Genomic DNA, 19,277 nt, shown 5'->3' with positions numbered 1-19,277 from the left:
TTGATCTTATCCAGGGTGTCTCCGGAGCTGTGCATGTGGGGATTATTATAAAAAGAAGAGATGAACAAGGCCTTGTAGCCCTTCTCCCAGAAGGACATTTCATCCCCTCAGCCGCATTGGGGGCCCACATCCCTCTTGATCCCTGACTCGGCCCCTTTCAACAACCCATAAATTTTATCTACCAGGGCGGAATTGGCCGGCCGCCCTCCCACCCGCAACAGTTCGTCCGGATCCTTAAAACCCGTCTGGAGGTAATAGATAGGCTTTTTAAGGAGCTGTTTAGCTAAAAAACCCAGTCTGGTTATTACCCCTTTTTTCGAGGCTTCCTGCCACAGGGTCCGCAAAGAGGGCTGGGTATACCCGATGGTGTCGATATTGACGACTCCGGCAATGGGAATTCCCTGACGGAAGAGATCTTCCACATAGGCCAGGCTGCCTCTATGACCCTGTTCTTCATTGGAAAAAAAGATCCACTCCATTGTGTTATGGCCGGGATTCCCGGCCATAACACGGGCCCCTTCCAATAAAACCGCCACACCGGTGCCGTTATCGTCGACACCGGGGGCCGTTCCACTCCATTTCAGTCCGTCAGGGTGGGAATCATAATGGGCGCAAAGGATATAAATTTTTTGGGGATTTTTTCTTCCGGGACAGCGGGCCACCACATTTTTCCATGTTTTCCCGCCATGCTGGTAAAAATGATAACTGACTTCTAAGTTCGGGTATGATTTGAGTTGCCGGTAAAGATATTCCGCAACCTGATCCTGTTTTTCCCAGGTGGTCCGATTCCCGAAGGCCTGGAGCTCTTCCAGGGTCTTGAAGATTCTTTGTTCTGAAATCTCCCCAGGAGCCGGCCGTGGTGGGTCAGAAGCCCAAGCCGGGCCGATCAGCAATAGCACCCAGGAAAAAATAAAATAAAGTCCTTTGACTCCCACTCGGGTCATTCCTTTAAAAAGGCTCCGGTCTCTTTCCTTTTGCCTTTTCCGAGTCCAGATTTTTGATTTCTTTTTCTACCTGGTCTTTTTGCACCGGATCGTTTCCAACATATTTTAAGGCGGTCCGAAAGTGAAAGAGGGCCTTTACTTTATCCCCCTTCAATTGGAAGGATTTCCCAAAATGATAATGGGCCTGGCTGAGATTGTTCAAGCTTCCATAGGCCATTCCCATATAATGATGGAGATCCTCTCCTTCTGTACCAAGCTTCTTGGCCCTTTGGAAATTTTCCAGGGCCAATGGATATTCCCCTTTCTCCTGGTAGGCCCGGGCCAGAAAAAAAGCAGCATTCCCGTCTTTCGGGTCGAGGATCGAGGCTTGACCCAATTTTTGAATAGCCTGGGCCAAATCTCCCTTTAAGAAAAAAGCTTGGCCGAGGTCTCTCAGAATATAATGATCCTGGGGTCTCATACTTAAAGCCTTATTCAATTGATCGATAGCCGCCTCGAATTTCCCTTCCCGGATAGCCATCCAACCCTGACCATAATGGACCCAGAATAAGGATTGGGTATCTTTGGACCAGGATTGGAAACGGCTTTGAGCCTTTTGCAAATCCCCATATTTGGTCAGGATGATGGTCTGGAGGCGGCGAAATTCATCGGAACTCTTCCGCTCCCAAGGGCCCTGGCCGGCATATTGATGCAGCAGATTTTCGACATGCGACATCCGGTCTCCGGTCAGGGGATGGGTCTGCATATAAGCCGGGACCCCTTCGGATCCGAATGATCCCCAGCGCCGCAGCTTGTCAAGGAGATCGATCATATACTTGGGATCAAAGCCGGCCTTGGACATAAACTTATATCCCGAATTGTCGGCGTCGTCTTCGTCTTCCCGGCTGTATTTAAGGGCCAGGGTCTGGGCGGTGGCCATGGAACCGGTAATGGCGGCACTGGCTATTCTGGGGTCTCCGGCCAAGACGCCGAGCAAGGCCACGGCCATGGTGGCCAGACCGACCTTTTTCTGCTGCTCCATCTGTTTGGCAATGTGATGGTGGGTGACATGGGTGATTTCATGGCCCAACAGGCCGGCCAGTTCCCCTTCCGAGTCCATGATTTCAATGATCCCCGTGGTGACAAAAATATGTCCGCCGGGAACCGAAAAGGCATTCAACTGGGGATCTTTCAAGAGGTAAAAGCGGAAGGGATAGGGCTGCGGCCCGGCTTGTTTAAGGATTTCCTGGCCCAGCTTATTGAGATATTCCAGAATCAAGGGATCCCGGACCAACTGGAATTTGCTTTCAACCTCCCGGACCACCTGATCGCCTAATTTGCGTTCATCTTCCATGGTCAGGGCAAAGACCTGTCCCTCTTTCAAGGGTATCCAGTGGCTGGAAAGAATAATAAAGAGGCAACAAAGCAGGCCCACAAATAATTTAAAAAAATTTTTCATCTTGTATTCGTATTCTTTCCCTCATACCACGCTTAGGGCGTGGCACCACGAAGCATGAAAATGGTTTTCTCTGAACTCCGAACTCCGAACTCTGAACTTTATTTTCATCTATCCTGCCAACAAACATGTCCCGGTCATCTCCTCCGGGATCGGGATATCCAAGAGGGTCAAAACCGTTGGGGCCACATCAGCCAGAATCCCGTCTTTTAATCCGGCCCTGGGCCGCTTTGGGTCTACTAATAAAACAGGGACCGGGTTGGCTGAAGTATGGGCCGTATGAGGCCCGCCATGACGGCGGTCGATCATCTCCTCGGCGTTGCCATGGTCCCCGGTTATCAAAAGCATCCCCCCCTGAGCAACCACCTCAGAAACCACCTCTCCCAGGCAGGTATCAACCACTTCACAGGCCTTAATGGCTGCTTCCAATTTCCCGGTATGACCGACCATATCCAGATTAGCATAATTCAAAACCATAAATCCATAGCGATTTGTTCTTATCCGGGTTAAGACCTCCCGGGTCACTTCCTGAGCCATCATGGAGGGTTTTAGATCATAGGTAGGGACTTCTTTGGTGGAAGGAATGAGACAGCGCTCTTCCAATGGGAAAGGGGGTTCTATCCCCCCATTAAAAAAATAGGTTACATGGGCATATTTTTCCGTTTCGGCAATCCGGAGCTGATGGATCCCCTGACGGCTGATGGTTTCTCCCACGGTATGGACCAGGTTTTGTGGAGGATAGGCCACTTTCACCTTCGGATAAAAACGGGAATCGTATTCGGTCATGGTCATAAACTCTGAAAGTCCGGGGCGGTTTGAAACCGGGAAGGGCATAAAGCCCTCCTCTATAAAGGCCCTGGTGATCTCTCTGGCCCGGTCGGCCCGAAAATTGAAAAAAAGAACGGTATCCCCGTCTCGAATGGTCCCAACCGGCCGGCCATCCTCCCCGGTTAAAATGCGGGGAGAAATAAATTCATCGCTTTCTCCCTTTTGATAGGCTTCCTCAACGGCTTGCAAAGGATCCTGAACCGGGATTCCCTTACCCTCCGTCAGGGCGCTAAAGGCCTTTTCCACCCGCTCCCAGCGGTTGTCCCGATCCATGGCATAGAAGCGGCCGCATATGGTGGCTATCCGCCCCAGGCCTATTTCCTGGATCTGTTCCTGCAGGTTTCGAATAAACTCCAGGCCCATTTTGGGCGGGGTGTCCCGTCCATCCATAATGGCCTGGATCATTACCCGTTCCAATTTCTCCTTTTTTGCCAACCTGAGTAGGGCCAGCAGATGATTGAGATGGCTGTGGACCCCGCCATCCGAGACCAGACCCAGGAGATGGAGGGTCGTTCCCCTATCCCGGCAGTGCCGAATTGTTTCAAGAAAACCCGGATGCTGGGAAAAATCCCCCCTTCTGATGGCCCGGTCAATACGGGTAATATCCTGATAGACGACACGACCGGCTCCAAGGTTAAGATGCCCCACCTCGGAATTGCCCATCTGCCCTTCAGGCAGGCCGACGGATTCCCCCCAACATTTTAACTGGGCATGGGGCCAGAGGTTAAATAAACGGTCAATGTTCGGGGTACGGGCCAGAGAAACGGCATTCCCGGCGTAGGAGGGACCTATCCCCCAGCCGTCCAGGATGACCAGGAGGAGAAGGCGGGCAGACATCAGGAAACCGGAGTCCCTGTTTCGTCCGGAGAGAGAGCTAAGCGCGGGGCTTCTATCCACAATCCCTCCAGGTCGTAAAATTCTCTGACCGACTCATAAAAGATGTGAACGATCACTTCATTATAATCCAGCAGGATCCAGAGGCCGGGATCCATCCCTTCGATTCCCCGGGGTTCAATCCCTGATTTACCAAGTGTTTCATCCAAATGAGCGGCCAGAGCCTGGGTCTGGCGGGTTGAGGTTCCGCTCAGGATTAAAAAGTAATCGGCAAAGGAACAGTTTTCCCCGACATCGAGCAAAAGAGGGGCCAGGGGTTTTTTTTGAAGGGCCACCCTGGCAATCAACAAGGCCTTTTCTCGGGAAGATAACGTTTGGGGATGTTTTTTAGGGGGCATAAAAATCTTTCTCTAAGATATATTCTTCTATTTTTTCCGGGACCAGATAGCGGATCGATCGATTTTTCTGTCTGAGGGTTCGAATCCTGGTAGATGAAATATCCATAAGGGTTATGGGAAATAAATAGACCGAAAATCCCCAGGGAAGAAGGAATCGATTTTCCCTGGGATAAAAAACAATATCCGGAGAGATTTCCTGTTGAAGGAATCCTTTGATATGGCTCCTCCGGTATCCCGGCCGATCCATAACCACAAAATGACTCAATCGAAAGAGCTCTTGATATTCCTTCCAGGTATTGATCTCCAAAAAGGCATCCATCCCAAGGATAAAATAAAGCTCGGCTTGGACTCCATAGGCCTTTTTGAAAAAGCGCAGGGTCTGAATGGAATAGGATTTCCCTTTTCTCTTTTTTTCTACCTCCGAAGTCTTAAAAAAAGGACGGCCGGCGATGGCCAGACGGACCATTTTCAACCGATGTCCAAAAGGGAGGAGGTTCAGAGTTTTTTTGTGAGGGGGAATGGCCGTAGGGATGAAAAGGACCTGGTCTAAAGAAAAGGCTTCCTGGATCTCAATTCCGGCCCTGAGGTGCCCTAAATGGATAGGATTGAAGGTGCCTCCGAACAGACCGATCCGTTTTGAGTTCGGAGTTCGGAGTTCGGAGTTCGGAGTTCTGGGTTTTCTGTCGAGATCGGGAGCCGCTGTTAGTCGCCGAACGCCGAACGCCAAACGCCGAACGTTTTTTTGCTCTGGACTTTCTGTTTCTCGCCTCACCCCTTTTGCCCTGTCTGCCCCCTCGCGTCCCATGTCTAATCGCCCCTGACCTGTCCTTGCCCAAAGACAATAAACTTGGTGGTGGTCAGTTCCGTCAGTCCCATGGGACCGAAGGCGTGCAATTTGGAGGTACTGATCCCGATTTCCGCCCCCAGACCTAATTGATTTCCGTCATTGAATCGGGTGGAGGCATTAACCAGAACGACCGATGAATCGACTGATTTTAAAAATTCACGGGCCCGGTCATAATCCTGGGTGATAATGGATTCCGTATGGCTGGAGCCATATTGCCTGATGTGGGCCATAGCCTCTTCCATACCCTCGACCACCCGAACGGCCAGAATCAGATCCAGATATTCCTCGTACCAATCTTCTTCCGCTGCCTCCCGGAGGCCTTTCCCCTTACCGATGATTTTGAGGGTTTGGGGACACCCTCGAATTTCCACCCCTTCTTTTCGAAACCGTTTGGCCATCCCGGGCAAAAACGCTTTGGCCACATCCTTGTGGACCAGCAGGGTTTCCATGGCATTACAGACCCCGGGACGCTGGACTTTGGCGTTCAGGCAAATACGGTAAGCCATCTCCATATCAGCCCCCTTATCGACAAAAATATGACAAACGCCTTTATAGTGTTTCAGGACCGGCATCCGGGCCTGGGCCGTTACCATGCGGATCAGGCCCTCTCCGCCCCTGGGAATAACCAGATCGATATGTTCCTCTAATTTCAACAGTTCGGCCGTGGCTTCCCGGTCCGTAGTGGGTATGATCTGAATGGCCCCTTTGGGAATCCCTTCCTGACTCAGACATTCTTGAAGTATCTGGGTTAAAATCAGATTGGAATGAATGGCTTCGCTGCCGCCTTTAAGGATAACGGCATTCCCGGATTTTAAACAAAGTCCGGCCGCATCCACCGTCACATTGGGACGGGATTCGTAAATAAAGCCGATTACCCCCAGGGGGATGCGCATCCGACCGACCTGCAAGCCGTTGGGACGAAGCCACAACCCGGTCACTTCTCCGACCGGATCCGGCAATTGGACCACTTCCAGAAGCCCCTGAGCCATTTCCCTCAGGGTCGCCTCGGTTAGGCGGAGCCGGTCGAGAAAGGCCTTGGGATGGCCGGCTTTTTCGGCTAATTCCATATCCCTTTTATTTTCTTTCAGAATAGAGCCGGTTTTTTTTATCAAAGCCCGGGCCATCTGTTCCAAGGCCTGGTTCTTTTGCCCGGAATTGAGCCCGGAAAGGACCGGGCAGGCTTCTTTGGCCTGTTTGGCGATCTGAACAATTTGGGTTTTAAGGTCCATGATTGATCTCCTCATGCCTTGTTGATAACCATATTATCCCGGTGAATCGCTTCATCCGAGTGCTTGTATTCCAGGCGCTGCTCGATCTCAGAAGTCTTCAACCCTTTTATTTTATTGATATCCGAAGAAGAATAATTGACCAGCCCTTTCCCGACCGGTTGACCTTCCTGATCCAGAAGGCCGACACAGGCCCCGATCCCAAAACGCCCGCGAATCTCTACGATTCCGGAAGGTAACAAACTTTTGCCCTTTTCCATCACAGCCTTTCGGGCGCCGTCGTCGATGACGATCTCCCCTTTGGGTTTAAGGGTAAAGGCAATCCAGTGTTTCTTACGGCTTAAGGTCGGCTTTTGGGGCAGAAAGAGGGTACCCAGGGGTTTCCCTTTTATGAGCTCCCGTAAAACCCCTTCTTTCCTTCCATTGGCCACGATGACCGGGATGCCGCTGGCCGTCACCTTTCGAGCGGCCATAATCTTGGATCGCATCCCTCCGAGCCCCCATTCTCCTGAATACTTGGAAGTGTATTCAAGGACATGCCCGTCGATATGTTCTACCAGCGGAATCAAGCCCGCCTGGGGGTCTTCCCGGGGATCCCGATCATAGAGTCCATCCGTGTCGGTTAAAACGATTAACAGATCGCTGTCGATCAAATGGGCGATCAGGGCCGAAAGATTATCGTTGTCACCGAATTTGATTTCATCTACCGCCACGGTATCATTTTCGTTAATAATCGGGATAATTTCCCATTCTAAAAGGGTAATCAGGGTGTTCCGGGCATTAAGGTAGCGTTGGCGGTTGGTTAGATCATCACGGGTCAACAGGATCTGGGCCGTCAACAAGTGATGGGTATGGAAGGCCTCCTCATAAGCATACATCAGGCTTCCCTGCCCGATGGCCGCTACCGCTTGTTTCTGGGGAATGGTGACCGGTTTCCGACTCATCCCCATTCGGCCCACCCCGGAAGCAATGGCGCCGGAACTGACGATGGCCGTTTGATACCCTTTCTCCCTCAAAAAAGCGATCTCATCCGCTAAGCGGGCAATGGTAGGGCGGTGTAAGGTCCCTTTCTCGGTCAGGACGGCACTACCTATTTTTATAACGATCTTTCTTACCCCTTTAATCAGGGCTTTCCGTTGTTCTGTCAATCCGGTCTGTTTTTCCATGGTCTTCAGGTACAATGGTATTAAAAAGGTGCTGGATTAATAAGGGGATACCTTCTCCGGTTTTGGCCGCTAGGGGGATTACCTCCAACCGGTGTTTTTTGAACTTCTTTTTTATCCTTTCGAAATTCGTTTTCGATAAGGACAGGTCCATTTTATTAACCACCACCAACCGGGGTTTTTCCAGGAGGGCGGGATTAAAAGTCTCCATTTCTTTAATCAGGGTTTGATAGGCAAAAAAAGGTTCCTCCCCTGGTAAAGAGCCGTCAATGAGAAATACCAGAATCAGGGTTCGTTCAATGTGTTTGAGGAATTTGAGTCCCAAACCGGCCCCCTGGCTGGCCCCGGCGATTACCCCTGGGATATCGGCTATGGTCAGGCGATGGCCCTGGTCGTTTTCAAGAATCCCTAAATTCGGGGACAGGGTAGTAAAGGGATAGTCGGATATCTTAGGTTTGGCGGCTGAAAGCCGCGATAGGAGGGTCGATTTTCCGGCATTGGGCAGGCCCACCAGCCCCACATGGGCCAGTACTTTCAACTCCAGGAACAGCCAGGCCTCCTGGCCGGGCTCCCCTTTTTGGGCAAATCTCGGGGTTCGATGGGTGGCGGTGGCAAAGTGTTTATTCCCCTTGCCCCCTCTTCCTCCCTGAGCGGCAACTATCGTCTGCCCTTCGGTGGTCAAATCCGCTAAAAACTGGCCTGTTTCGGCCTCTCGGACCAGGGTCCCTAAAGGAACGAGGATGCGAAGGTCCAGACCTTTTCGGCCGTTTCGCTCATTCCCCTGGCCATGGGTACCTTTAGGGGCCTTAAAATGCTGCCGAAAATGAAAATCCAGTAAGGACTGGACCTGGGAGGTGGCCGTAATCAAAACGTCGCCGCCCTTGCCCCCATCGCCGCCATCCGGACCTCCATAGGGCTTAAAGCGTTCTCTGCGGAAGCTTAAACAGCCATTACCCCCGTCACCGGATCGAACAAAAATCTTGGCCTCATCAAAAAATTTCAAAGATATCTGGCGAGTGTATTCCCTACCCTTTATGGTCGGGTACCTGGGTAGATTGGAAAGATTAGAATCAGAATGGAGCTAATTTCTTCCTGGTCCAGGAAAGGGGGAACTTTAATAAATGCTTATCCTTTTTCGATCTTTTCCCCACCGCTCGAAGGTCACCACACCCTCTATTTTGGCAAAGAGGGTGAAATCTTTCCCCAAACCCACATTTTCTCCGGGGTGAAATTTGGTGCCTACCTGTCGGACCAGGATATTCCCGGCCTTGACCCTCTGGCCGGCATAACGCTTTATCCCAAAACGATGTCCCGCGCTGTCCCGGCCGTTTCTGGAACTGCCGCCGGCTTTTTTATGTGCCATAAAAACCCCTTTAAATCCCTTGAATTTCTTTTATTTTGAACTGGGTATAGGGTTGCCGGTGTCCGACCAATTTCCGATACCCTTTTCTTCTTTTATGCTTAAAAATTAATATCTTTCGATCACGTCCCTGGTGAAGAATTTCCCCCACCACGGAAACCCCTTCCAAATAGGGTTTACCCACTAAAATATCCTGCTCCCGGGCAACGAATAAAACCTTGGGTATCGATACCGCATCCCCTTTTTCTCCCCCCAGGGATTCGATTCGGATCACGTCTCCAGGGGCTACTTGATATTGTTTTCCCCCGGTTTGAATAATGGCATACATGGCTATTTCCTCACCAGAAATTTTAAAATATTCAATTTAACTGACAAAAAAATTTTTGTCAACCATAAAATATTTTTATTTCCAATTTTCCAGAAGGGGAAATAGCGCTTCCGGGAGTCGAACCAGTTTTCCGTCCCGGTCCAAACAGGCATGGACCGTATATCCCTGAACCAGCAAATCGTTTTCCTGGTTTACTATCCGGTAATCAAAGCGCATAGAAGCCTTTCGGATAAAACCGACCCCGGTGTTGATCAATAATATTTCATCATAACGGGCCGACTTGGCATATTTACAGTAGGCCTCGGTCACCGGCAACCGATATCCCCTGGACTCTATCTCGGCATAGGAAAGTCCCAGATGCCGGATCAACTCCGTTCGGCCGATCTCGAACCAGCGCAGATAATTGGCATAATAGGCCACCTGCATGGAGTCCACATCGCCGTAGATGACCCGGTAAGTCGTTTGGAAATATTTCATAATAAACCCTCATGCCACGATAGTGGCGTGACACCACGAATCATAAAAATAGCGCAGTTGATGAATTGAACTCGAACTCTATTTTCGAACTAAATCCCACATGCATCCAATGGGGCGCAACGAATAAGGGGTCCAAGGTTTTTCTCACTTGAAACTTGAAACCTGCATCTTGCATCTTTATTTTCTTACTAAGCGCTCATGCCCGGGTCGGGCACTACGAAGAATGAAAATGTCTTTCGCCGACCCCCGATCCCTGACCCCCGATCCCTGATCCCTGCCGGTCCCCCAAAAACCAGGACATGAGTTGATCTCCCTTTGGGAAGGAAACCTCTCCCTCAAAAGCCGATCTTTCAGAAAAACCCCTTTTCCGGAAAAGGCCGGAGCGGTCTTCGGAGTGCAGGACCGCTAAAGGAACCGGTTCACGGGTGTGGGTCATCACCTGAAGGGGGGTAAAATGGTCGGTAATGATCAGCAGGGAATAGGCTTCGAATCGGTCAAGCCCTTTGAGGACCGGTCCCACCACCTCCCGATCGAAGGCCTCGATGGCCTGGATCTTTTTCTCCAGACTTCCCTCATGAGAAGCCTCATCCGGTGCTTCCACATGGACATAGACCAGGTCTTTATCGTCCAGGAAAGTCAGGGCCTTCTCCGCCTTCCCCAGATAATTGGTATCTAAATAGCCGGTGATCCCTTCCACAAACAGGGCATCCAGACCGGCCGACAATCCAATCCCTTTCAGCAGATCAACGGCCGAGATCACTCCCCCACGGAGACCGAATCTTTCCGGGAAAGAAGGCATGGCCGGGGTTCTTCCCTGGCCCCATAACCAAATAGAGTTGGCCGTCAACAAATCCCGCTCCTTTCTGGACCTGTTAATGGAGTGTTGCTCCAGAAAAGGCCAGGAACGACGGATCAGTTCCACAATCGGCCCCAAATCCCCTTTGGAATTCAAATAGTTGGTCACATCCTGGCCGGTCAGGTCATGAGGGGGCAGCGTTTTAGCCAATGGATCGGCCCCGTTCCAAACCAGGATATGGCGATAACTGACCCCGGGATAAAAGGCCCTGGTGGGATGAGCCAGGAAGGCGTTTAGGTCTTTAATTAAAAGACCGGCTTCCTCGGTGGTAATATGGCCGGCACTATAGGAGTCCATCACCACCCCATCATCGGCCCGCTGATCCAGATGCACCAGATTACACCGGAAGGCCACGTCCTCCTCCCCTAACCGGATCCCCAGACTGATCGCCTCCAACGGGGCACGGCCGGTATGGTATACCGATGGATCATAACCCAAAAGTGAGAGGTTGGCGATATCACTTCCCGGTTCACAATCAGGGGGAACAGTCTGGGCCCAACCCATAATCCCCTGGGAGGCCACTCTATCCATATGAGGGGTCTGAGCCGCTTCCAGGGGAGTTTTTCCGTCCAGGGCCTCCTGGGGGTAATCCCCCATGCCATCCCCGACCAAAATGCAATATTTTCTGTTTGTAAAACTCATTTAAACGCTTTCAACTTAAAGTCGTATCAGTTTAGCTTTTTGAAAAACAATTTTCACCGCAGAGCCACAAAGGGCGCAAAGAAGAGAGGATAATTTTCCCTTTCTGTTGAGAGGACAGAAAGGGAAAAGCTTTCGCTTCCCTCCGAGGTGTAGGCCCTTCCGGCCGGAATCCAGGGTTGTTTTGTTCAATCCCGCCTCTCACGGGATTGAACAAAGATAATTCTCTCTGCGTTCTTCGCGCCTTTGCGGTGAAGAAAACCCCTCTTTTAAAACAACTAAGAGTGTTACATAAAATTTAATTTTCCACCCGGACGATCACGGTTTGATCGGTAATATCCTCCATACGATCAATTTCCCGGATGGCCTTCTGGACCCCGGACTCTTTAGCCTCATGGGTCAGCATGACGATCGGGACCGGTCCTTCAAGTTTTCTTCCCTTCTGGATTACCGAAGCAATACTGATCTTATGGGCCCCCAGAATACCGGCTATTTTGGAAAGGACTCCGGGTCGATCCAGGGCGGAAAACCGGAAATAATAACGGGTGTTCACCTCGGTAAAGGGCTTTAAGGTCAACCCTTTTTCTTTATAACCCGGGGCCGAAAAGCCCGGCGGGATCCTTTGGGTGATCCCCTTGTTAATATTTCGGCCTATATTGACCAGATCACTGACCACGGCACTGCCGGTCGGCATCATACCGGCCCCCTGGCCGTAAAGCAAAATATCTCCCACCGAATCGCCGCAGATATAAAGGGCATTATAGGCCCCCTTGACATTAGCCAGCATGTGTCCTTTGGGGATCATGGTCGGATGGACCCTGGCCTCCAAAAAGCCTCCATCCTTGCGGCAGATGGCCAGGAGCTTGATGCCATAACCGAATTCCCGGGCAAAGTCGATATCCAAAGGGCCGATTCGCGTTATGCCCTCTACAAAAATAGCCTCAGGATTCAATGGAGCCCCATAGGCCAAATGCATCAAAATAGAAAGTTTATGAACCGTGTCCATGCCTTCCACATCCAGGGTCGGGTCGGCCTCGGCAAACCCCCTTTGCTGGGCCTCTTTCAAGGCCTCCGGATAAAGCAGTCCATCTTCGGTCATCCGGGTCAGGATAAAATTAGAGGTCCCGTTAAAGATCCCCAGGATGCTTTCGATTTCATTGGCCACCAACCCTTGCTGCAGGGCCAGAATAACCGGGATGCCGCCGCAGACACTGGCCTCAAAACCGATATCCAATTTACACTCTCCGGCCTTTTGGAAGATTTCCTCCCCTTTGTGGGCCAGAAGGGCCTTGTTGGCCGTTACGACGTGTTTTCCTTTTTCCAGGGCCTTTAAAATTAAACTCCTGGCCGGTTCCAGACCTCCGATCAGTTCAATTACGATCGAGATGTCCGGGTCATTGAGGATTTGATCGGCCTGATCCACCAGAATGCCTTCAGGCACCAGGACCCCCCGGTCCCGGTTTATATCCAGATCGGCGATCCTTTTTAATTTCAAAGGCCTGCCGACCAGGGAGGAAAGAAAGGCCTCTTTTTCAAGCAGTATTTTGACCACCCCGGTCCCTACCGTCCCAAAACCGATTAAACCGATTTGAATTGTTTTCATGAGTCCCCCGAAGGTCCCTTACCCTTTATTCAAAGCCTTTTTGATGCCGCGAATAGCCTGTTTAATCCGATGGGAGTTTTCGACCAGGGCGAATCGGACATATTCATCCCCGTATTCTCCGAAACCCCGTCCCGGAGATACCGCTACCTTTCCCTCTCGGATAAGATATTTAGAAAATTCCACCGAACCCATTTTTCTGAAGGGCTCCGGGATCTTGGACCAGACGAACATGGTCCCTTTGGGTTTTTCCATTTTCCAGCCGATCCGGTTCAACCCTCGAATCAGGGTATCTCTTCTTTCCTTGTAGGTGCCCACGATCTCCTGGACGCACTCCTGGGGCCCGTTTAAGGCAATGATGGAGGCAATCTGGATTGGCTGAAAAACCCCGTAGTCCAGATAGCTTTTTATCCGGGTCAGGGCATGGATCAAATCGGGGTTTCCTACAGCAAACCCCATCCGCCAGCCGGCCATGCTGTAACTTTTTGATAAAGAAAAAAGCTCCACCCCGACATCCTTGGCTCCGGGAACCTGCATAAAACTGGGGGCCTTGTAGCCGTCAAATACCAGATCGGCATAGGCAAAGTCATGAATGACCATCATGTGGTGTTCTTTTGCAAAGTCCACAATCTTCTTAAAAAAATTAAGGTCCACCACCATGGTGGTCGGATTGTGGGGAAAGGAAATGATCAACATTTTGGGGCTCGGCCAGGTCTGCCTGGTGGCCGCCAAAAGATCCTCAAAAAAATCCCGATCATGGCTTAAAGGGATGCTCCTTAAATCCCCTCCGGCAATAATAACCGAAAAGGGGTGGATCGGGTAGGTGGGATCAGGGGCAAAAACCACATCCCCCGGGCTGGTCGTGGCCAAAACCAGATGGGATATCCCTTCCTTGGCCCCGATGGTGACAATAGCTTCGGACTCCGGGTCCAGTTCCACCTGGTAACGCCTTTTATACCAATCGCAGATGGCCGTTCTCAACCGGGTGATCCCCCTGGAAGCCGAATAACGATGGTTATGCGATTTAAGGGCCGCTTCTCTGAGCTTATCCACGATATGTTTCGGGGTGGCCAGGTCAGGATTCCCCATTCCAAGGTCGATAATATCTTCACCCTGCCGCCTGAGCTCCATCTTTAAAGCATTGACGGTAGCAAAAACATAGGGGGGCAGGCGGTTCATACGTCTGAATTCTTCCATAATGATCTCCTTTTCCCGAATAGGGATGAAATAAAACTTTTAACTAAAATTGCAGCTAAAGTCAAAATTTTTCCTTAAGAAATTTGGGTAAGTATTGACAAAAGAGCGAAAGGGAATTAGAATTCTTCATACTTTTACAATCCAACCTGTTTACCCACAGAATACAGAAGGGAGCACCCATGGCTGAAAAAAATATCACCGAAGTAACCGACGAGAATTTTCAAAAAGAAATATTGGAAGCTTCCACTCCGGCATTGGTTGACTTCTGGGCTGCCTGGTGCGGCCCCTGCCGGGCGATTGCCCCGGCAGTGGAGGAGCTGGCCTCTCAGTTTCAAGGACAACTTAAAGTAGGCAAATTAAATGTCGATGAAAACCCCAAAATACCGGGACAATATGGGATACGCGCCATCCCCACCCTGATCTTATTTAAAAACGGGGCCGTGGCCGAACAGATAACCGGAGCGGTTTCCAAAACCACCTTAGAAACCGCTATTAAAAAGACCCTGTAAGCCCGGCCGTGGAAAATTCCATCTACGATCTGATCATAGTGGGGGGAGGTCCTGCCGGGTTAACCGCCGGTCTGTATGCCCGGCGTTCACGGCTGAAGACCATTCTCATTGAAAGGCTGATACCGGGGGGCCAGGTTTTATCTACCGACTGGGTAGATAATTATCCGGGGTTTCCTGAAGGGATATCCGGTTTTGACCTGGTCGAAAGGATGCGCAAACAAGCCGAACGATTCGAACTGCCGGTTATCAATGATGAAATCATCTCCCTGTCGCTCCAGGGTCCTGAAAAAATAATCCAGGGCACTCAGGGGACCTATAAGGCCAGGGCCTTGATCATCGCCAGTGGGGCGGCTTATAAAAAATTGGGCGTTCCAGGAGAAAACCTCTTTGGCGGCAAAGGGGTCTCTTACTGCGCCACCTGTGACGGCCCTTTTTACAGGGATGAAGAGATCGCCGTGGTCGGTGGCGGAGACACTGCCGTTCAGGAGGCCCTTTTTTTAACCCGTTTTGCCAAAAAGTTATACCTGATCCATCGCAGGGATCAACTTCGGGCCTGCCGGATCCTACAGGAAAAAGCCCTGAATGAACCGATTATCCAGCCTGTTTGGAATGCCGAGGTGGAATCCATCCAGGGAACCGGCCAGGTGGAAGAGGTCCGGATCAAAATGGTAGACGGTTCACCGGCCCGGACCATCGCGGTCAAGGGGTTATTCATTTTTGTCGGTATCCAGCCCAACACGGGTTGGTTGAAAGAGACTTTAGCCTTGGACCCTCAAGGATTTATCAAAACCAATGAACGACTGGCCACTTCCATCCGGGGGATATTTGCCGCTGGAGATGTCCGTCGAAAACTATTAAGACAAATCTCCACGGCTGTTGGAGATGGTGCCACTGCGGTTATGGCCGTCGAGAGGTACCTGGAGACCCTATGAAAAAGACTTCCCCGGCATTATTTTCGTGGTATTACCTGATTTTTTTCTTAGTTGGGGGGGGCCTTTTCCTCTTAAATGGCTGCGGGCTTTTTAAAAGCGAAGCTTCCAAAGAGTTGGAACGGACCGCGGATTCCCTGATTATGGAGGGCATGGATGCCTATCAGCGCAATCGATACGACAAGGCCATAGAAGCCTTCCAAAAAATCAAGGATCGCTTCCCTTACAATCAATATGCCATCGTGGCCGAGATCAAATTAGCCGATAGTTATTTTTTAAATAAAGATTATGACCTGGCTGTTGCGGCCTACAAAGAATTCGAAAAACTGCATCCGGCCAATGAAATCATTCCTTATGTCATCTTTCAACAGGCCCTGTGTTATTTTAAACAGATGCCGACCATCGACCGGGATCAGAGTTATGCCTCCCAGGCCGTCCAGGAATTCGAACGCCTGATTAAGGGCTTCCCCAAGAGCGAATATGTCTCTCAAGCCCAAACCAATCTGATCAGCGCCAGGAAAAATTTAGTCGCTCACGAATATTATATCGGAGAATTTTATTTTAAAGGGAAAAAATACGAAGCGGCTCTGGGTAGATTTGAAGGCATCCTCCGTAAATTCCCGGACACCCCCCACCCTCCCAAGATGGATGAGTACATCCGTATCTGCCAGGCCAAAATGGACCAAAATCCGCCGCAAAAAGCTAAAACGCCATAAAGAACAGCATCTTGGATACAGGATGCTTAAAGAAGGCTATAGGCCAAGGGGCCAGGGGCGACAGGTTAGCCGTTTCCCCCATGCTTTGTTTGCCTCATGCCTATTATCTACAATAAGGTTCGCTGGATTTCTATAAAATTCCGAAATCCGAAATCCGAAATAGAAGTGGCGGAGAGAGAGGGATTCGAACCCTCGGTAGAGGTTTCCCCCTACACTCGCTTAGCAGGCGAGCACCTTAAGCCTACTCGGTCATCTCTCCGTTAAACGGTAATCAGATTCAGATAGTTGCAAACAGGGGAAAAAGCCGAAAGCTGACCCCTAATGGCTGACAGCTTTGAGTGGCGGAGGGAGAGGGATTCGAACCCCCGTTCCCCGGAGGGAAAACGGTTTTCAAGACCGCCGCCTTAAACCACTCGGCCATCCCTCCCTTAAATCAGGACGCAGATTTTCGCCGATACCCGCAGATTCAAGAAATAAACTCAAATTAAATCCTGGCAATCTGCACGATCGGCCCTCAGCCGATTCGAGTTCATTGGCGTCCAAAATGCAAATTTCTATATTAAAAACTTTTTTACCATTTCCCTGCTTATCTGTCAACATCAAGATGGCCTTTCAAGTTCTTATTTTAGGCGCTTAGTCAATCAACATCGACAAAGTTTTGTCGATCCTGTGGCAAAATTCCGGTAGGGTGGGTGCAGCGGAGCGGAACCCACCATTATATAAAAACGAAGGAGACGTAAGGACCACATTAATTGGTGGGTTCCGTTATCACTCCACCCACCCTACATTTTGCTAATGCGCCCCTTAACCGTCATTCCGGCAGGCTTTAAAGCCTGTCCCCGAATGTCTAAATCGGGGAGCGGAATCCAGGGACTTTGGTTTTCTCATTTTCTGGAAAAACCTGGATTACCGATAAAGACATTCGGGGATGACGGGAAAAGTGTCGCTGTAGTATTAGAAGTATTCGAGACCATTGATTAACTCGCATTGTTTTTGTAAAATAAAAAGTCCCTTTAAAATCTCTGCGCAGGCGGGAATCCAGGCTACTCCTCTAATTCCTGCCTAAAAAAAGTATCTGCGGGTATCCGCGAAAATCTACGTCCTAATTCAAAAAAATATTGACTTTCTTTTCCCACCTATATTATTTCTTTCTAAATCTTTACCCGTGTCTAAAAAAGATTCATTAGATCTACTCGGTTAATAGTTTTTTCGGTTTTTCTGAAAATATAATGGGTATCATGAACAGGCCCCCATGTCCCAATAGAAATTCTCTCTTTTCATAAGAGACCACTACTTCACCCCATAGGAGGACGAGATGCAAAAGGAACACCCCTGGCACCAACATTATGATTACAATGTACCCACTACGATCCGTTACCCCCGTTTGCCGGTCCATGATTTACTGCAACTGCCGGCCAATGCCTTTCCGGACAAAGCCGCTTTCAATTTTTACGGCACCGAAATGACCTTCTATGAGCTGCGGAACTATGTCCTGCGCATGGCCAATGCCCTGGGGGCCTTGGGGATCTCCAAAGGCGACCGGGTAGGATTACATTTGCCGAACTGCCCCCAATATCCCATAGCCTATTATGCCGCCTTGTCTCTGGGGGCGATTGTCGTCAATCTGAACCCTATGTATACCCCGGATGAATTAAAGGCCCTGGCGGCCAAAACCGGGATCACCACCCTGGTTACTTTTGACATGGTCCTTCCCCATATCAAGGCCCTTTGCCAGACCGTCTCCATCCCCCGGGTTATTGTGACCAGGGTAACCGATTTTATCAATGGGTTTGGTCAAAGCACCCCGAAAGATCTGGATCTGGAGGAAGGCTGGCACCATTTTTCGCTTTTGATTGAAAACTGTTCCAGCACCAAGCGCCCGAAAGTGCAGGTGAATCCGGAAGACCCGGCCCTGATCCAGTTTACCGGCGGGACCACCGGCCTGCCCAAGGGGGCGATCCTGACCCATGCCAACGTCATAGCGGCCACCCTGCAGTGTTCTCTCTGGGGGACTCCGACCATGAGCCTCACTCCCCCGGAAAAGAGGATATTTCTGGCCATACTCCCCTATTTTCATGTCTACGGCAATATCGTGGTCATGAATAACGCCCTCCTGAATTGCGCTACCCAGATTCTGGTCCCCCGTTTTCAAATCGATGAACTGGTGGACCTGTTGGCCAAATTCGAAAAAATTACCTTCTTTCCCACAGTGCCGACCCTGATCACCGCCCTGATCAATCATCCCAGGGCCTCGGAACTCCAGTTGGACAAAAAGCTCGGTTTACTTAATTCCGGCGGTGCGCCCATGCCGGTGGAACTCATCGAGCAGGTTAAAGATATGGGGATTTATTTCGGGGAAGGCTGGGGCATGAGCGAAACCACTTCCCTGGGTACCTCCAGCCCTATCCTGGGTCTGAAAAAGACCGGCAGTATCGGTATCCCCTTTCCGGATACGGATCTGCGGTTGGTGGATCTGGCGGAAGGGAAAGAAGAAGTCCCTCAAGGGCAGCCCGGGGAGATTATTATCAAGAGTCCTCTGATCATGAAGGGCTATTGGGAAGAACCGGAGGAAACAGCCGGTCAATTGAAGGACGGCTGGCTCTATACCGGCGATATCGCCGTCAGGGACGAAGACGGCTATCTCTTTATTGTCGACCGTAAAAAAGACATGATCATCGCCGGCGGTTTTAATATCTATCCCCGGGAGATCGATGAAGTGCTCTTCCAGCATCCCAAGGTCCAGGACGCCGTTTCCGTAGGAATTCCCGACCAGTACCGCGGGGAAACCGTTAAGGCCTGCATCGTCTTAAAGACCGGAGAGACCGCCAGCGAGGAGGAAATCATTACCTTTTGCCGGGAAAAGCTGGCCGCTTATAAAGTACCCAAGAAGGTTGAATTCAGAGATTCCCTGCCCAAATCAGCCGTCGGCAAGGTCCTGCGAAAAATCTTGCGGGACGAGGAAGAGGCCAAAAGAAAAAAATCCTGATTCCC

At 50.5% G+C, this 19,277-nt stretch carries 19 protein-coding genes and 2 tRNA genes; 4 read left to right on the top strand and 17 right to left on the bottom strand.

Going from position 1 to position 19,277, the window contains the following annotated elements:
- The 15 genes from HY879_24665 to alaC all read right to left on the bottom strand — a co-directional run.
- Window positions 1–98 (bottom strand): peptidase M28 (locus tag HY879_24665; GenBank protein MBI5606537.1); only part of this gene is annotated, 98 nt, incomplete at its 3' end.
- Window positions 99–107: 9 nt separating this feature from the next.
- The gene (locus HY879_24660) at window positions 108–935 is read right to left on the bottom strand and encodes a M20/M25/M40 family metallo-hydrolase (protein ID MBI5606536.1); all 828 of its coding nucleotides are present in this window, start codon (window positions 933–935) and stop codon (window positions 108–110) included.
- Between the two features lie 13 nt (window positions 936–948).
- A complete protein-coding gene (locus tag HY879_24655) occupies window positions 949–2,382 on the bottom strand; it encodes a M48 family metalloprotease (protein MBI5606535.1) in 1,434 nt (477 codons plus the stop codon).
- Window positions 2,383–2,490: 108 nt separating this feature from the next.
- Window positions 2,491–4,044 carry a 2,3-bisphosphoglycerate-independent phosphoglycerate mutase gene (locus HY879_24650; protein MBI5606534.1) on the bottom strand — a complete coding sequence of 518 codons (1,554 nt, stop codon included), beginning with the start codon at window positions 4,042–4,044 and terminating at the stop codon, window positions 2,491–2,493.
- On the bottom strand, window positions 4,044–4,439 hold the full coding sequence (gene rsfS / locus HY879_24645; GenBank protein MBI5606533.1) for a ribosome silencing factor: 396 nt from the start codon (window positions 4,437–4,439) through the stop codon (window positions 4,044–4,046). Before rsfS ends, HY879_24650 begins: the two co-directional genes overlap by 1 nt.
- On the bottom strand, window positions 4,429–5,166 hold the full coding sequence (locus tag HY879_24640; protein ID MBI5606532.1) for a nicotinate-nucleotide adenylyltransferase: 738 nt from the start codon (window positions 5,164–5,166) through the stop codon (window positions 4,429–4,431). Before HY879_24640 ends, rsfS begins: the two co-directional genes overlap by 11 nt.
- Window positions 5,167–5,246: 80 nt before the next feature.
- Window positions 5,247–6,515 (bottom strand): glutamate-5-semialdehyde dehydrogenase, encoded by a 1,269-nt coding sequence (locus tag HY879_24635; protein ID MBI5606531.1) that lies wholly within the window; start codon window positions 6,513–6,515, stop codon window positions 5,247–5,249.
- A gap of 11 nt (window positions 6,516–6,526) precedes the next feature.
- Window positions 6,527–7,678 (bottom strand): glutamate 5-kinase, encoded by a 1,152-nt coding sequence (proB, locus tag HY879_24630; protein ID MBI5606530.1) that lies wholly within the window; start codon window positions 7,676–7,678, stop codon window positions 6,527–6,529.
- On the bottom strand, window positions 7,632–8,678 hold the full coding sequence (gene obgE, locus HY879_24625) for a GTPase ObgE (protein MBI5606529.1): 1,047 nt from the start codon (window positions 8,676–8,678) through the stop codon (window positions 7,632–7,634). Before obgE ends, proB begins: the two co-directional genes overlap by 47 nt.
- Window positions 8,679–8,789: 111 nt before the next feature.
- Window positions 8,790–9,038 (bottom strand): 50S ribosomal protein L27, encoded by a 249-nt coding sequence (rpmA, locus tag HY879_24620; protein ID MBI5606528.1) that lies wholly within the window; start codon window positions 9,036–9,038, stop codon window positions 8,790–8,792.
- 10 nt (window positions 9,039–9,048) lie between these two features.
- Complete coding sequence (rplU, locus tag HY879_24615) at window positions 9,049–9,363, bottom strand: 50S ribosomal protein L21 (GenBank protein MBI5606527.1); 315 nt, start codon at window positions 9,361–9,363, stop codon at window positions 9,049–9,051.
- A 75-nt stretch (window positions 9,364–9,438) separates the two neighbouring features.
- Window positions 9,439–9,840: an acyl-CoA thioesterase gene (locus tag HY879_24610; GenBank protein MBI5606526.1), complete on the bottom strand. Its 402-nt coding sequence runs from the start codon at window positions 9,838–9,840 to the stop codon at window positions 9,439–9,441.
- Between the two features lie 214 nt (window positions 9,841–10,054).
- Window positions 10,055–11,338, bottom strand: a complete 1,284-nt coding sequence (locus HY879_24605) for a cofactor-independent phosphoglycerate mutase (GenBank protein ID MBI5606525.1) — start codon at window positions 11,336–11,338, stop codon at window positions 10,055–10,057.
- 295 nt (window positions 11,339–11,633) lie between these two features.
- On the bottom strand, window positions 11,634–12,938 hold the full coding sequence (locus tag HY879_24600; GenBank protein MBI5606524.1) for a homoserine dehydrogenase: 1,305 nt from the start codon (window positions 12,936–12,938) through the stop codon (window positions 11,634–11,636).
- Window positions 12,939–12,956: 18 nt separating this feature from the next.
- Complete coding sequence (alaC, locus tag HY879_24595) at window positions 12,957–14,132, bottom strand: alanine transaminase (protein ID MBI5606523.1); 1,176 nt, start codon at window positions 14,130–14,132, stop codon at window positions 12,957–12,959.
- A 179-nt stretch (window positions 14,133–14,311) separates the two neighbouring features.
- Between alaC and trxA the strand changes: the two genes are divergently transcribed.
- From trxA to HY879_24580, 3 genes are read left to right on the top strand one after another with little or no spacing between them, the layout of a single operon-like run.
- Window positions 14,312–14,641 (top strand): thioredoxin, encoded by a 330-nt coding sequence (gene trxA / locus HY879_24590; GenBank protein MBI5606522.1) that lies wholly within the window; start codon window positions 14,312–14,314, stop codon window positions 14,639–14,641.
- 8 nt (window positions 14,642–14,649) lie between these two features.
- Complete coding sequence (gene trxB, locus HY879_24585; GenBank protein MBI5606521.1) at window positions 14,650–15,573, top strand: thioredoxin-disulfide reductase; 924 nt, start codon at window positions 14,650–14,652, stop codon at window positions 15,571–15,573.
- Window positions 15,570–16,286 (top strand): outer membrane protein assembly factor BamD, encoded by a 717-nt coding sequence (locus HY879_24580; GenBank protein ID MBI5606520.1) that lies wholly within the window; start codon window positions 15,570–15,572, stop codon window positions 16,284–16,286. The genes trxB and HY879_24580 overlap by 4 nt, the downstream gene beginning before the upstream one ends.
- Window positions 16,287–16,452: 166 nt before the next feature.
- On the opposite strand, the gene HY879_24575 is transcribed toward HY879_24580, so the two are convergent.
- Both HY879_24575 and HY879_24570 read right to left on the bottom strand, forming a co-directional pair.
- Window positions 16,453–16,545: transfer RNA gene (locus HY879_24575), tRNA-Ser, on the bottom strand.
- A gap of 80 nt (window positions 16,546–16,625) precedes the next feature.
- Window positions 16,626–16,713: transfer RNA gene (locus HY879_24570), tRNA-Ser, on the bottom strand.
- 888 nt (window positions 16,714–17,601) lie between these two features.
- Here HY879_24570 and HY879_24565 point away from each other — a divergent pair.
- Window positions 17,602–19,272, top strand: a complete 1,671-nt coding sequence (locus HY879_24565; GenBank protein MBI5606519.1) for a long-chain fatty acid--CoA ligase — start codon at window positions 17,602–17,604, stop codon at window positions 19,270–19,272.
- The last annotated feature ends 5 nt before the right edge of the window (window positions 19,273–19,277 follow it).

The sequence above is a fragment of the Deltaproteobacteria bacterium genome, assembly GCA_016219225.1.
Lineage (GTDB): Bacteria > Desulfobacterota > RBG-13-43-22 > RBG-13-43-22 > RBG-13-43-22 > RBG-13-43-22.
Note: the sequence above shows the minus strand (reverse complement) of the source record. Positions and strands in the feature narration are given on the sequence as shown.

Bases quoted from the DNA above. Each gene is read 5' to 3' on its own strand.
- HY879_24655 (MBI5606535.1), bottom strand. From the start codon at position 2,382: ATGAAAAATTTTTTTAAATTATTTGTGGGCCTGCTTTGTTGCCTCTTT.
- HY879_24650 (MBI5606534.1), bottom strand. From the start codon at position 4,044: ATGTCTGCCCGCCTTCTCCTCCTGGTCATCCTGGACGGCTGGGGGATA.
- rsfS (MBI5606533.1), bottom strand. From the start codon at position 4,439: ATGCCCCCTAAAAAACATCCCCAAACGTTATCTTCCCGAGAAAAGGCC.
- HY879_24635 (MBI5606531.1), bottom strand. From the start codon at position 6,515: ATGGACCTTAAAACCCAAATTGTTCAGATCGCCAAACAGGCCAAAGAA.
- proB (MBI5606530.1), bottom strand. From the start codon at position 7,678: ATGGAAAAACAGACCGGATTGACAGAACAACGGAAAGCCCTGATTAAA.
- rpmA (MBI5606528.1), bottom strand. From the start codon at position 9,038: ATGGCACATAAAAAAGCCGGCGGCAGTTCCAGAAACGGCCGGGACAGC.
- rplU (MBI5606527.1), bottom strand. From the start codon at position 9,363: ATGTATGCCATTATTCAAACCGGGGGAAAACAATATCAAGTAGCCCCT.
- HY879_24610 (MBI5606526.1), bottom strand. From the start codon at position 9,840: ATGAAATATTTCCAAACGACTTACCGGGTCATCTACGGCGATGTGGAC.
- HY879_24605 (MBI5606525.1), bottom strand. From the start codon at position 11,338: ATGAGTTTTACAAACAGAAAATATTGCATTTTGGTCGGGGATGGCATG.
- HY879_24600 (MBI5606524.1), bottom strand. From the start codon at position 12,938: ATGAAAACAATTCAAATCGGTTTAATCGGTTTTGGGACGGTAGGGACC.
- alaC (MBI5606523.1), bottom strand. From the start codon at position 14,132: ATGGAAGAATTCAGACGTATGAACCGCCTGCCCCCCTATGTTTTTGCT.
- trxA (MBI5606522.1), top strand. From the start codon at position 14,312: ATGGCTGAAAAAAATATCACCGAAGTAACCGACGAGAATTTTCAAAAA.
- HY879_24580 (MBI5606520.1), top strand. From the start codon at position 15,570: ATGAAAAAGACTTCCCCGGCATTATTTTCGTGGTATTACCTGATTTTT.
- HY879_24565 (MBI5606519.1), top strand. From the start codon at position 17,602: ATGCAAAAGGAACACCCCTGGCACCAACATTATGATTACAATGTACCC.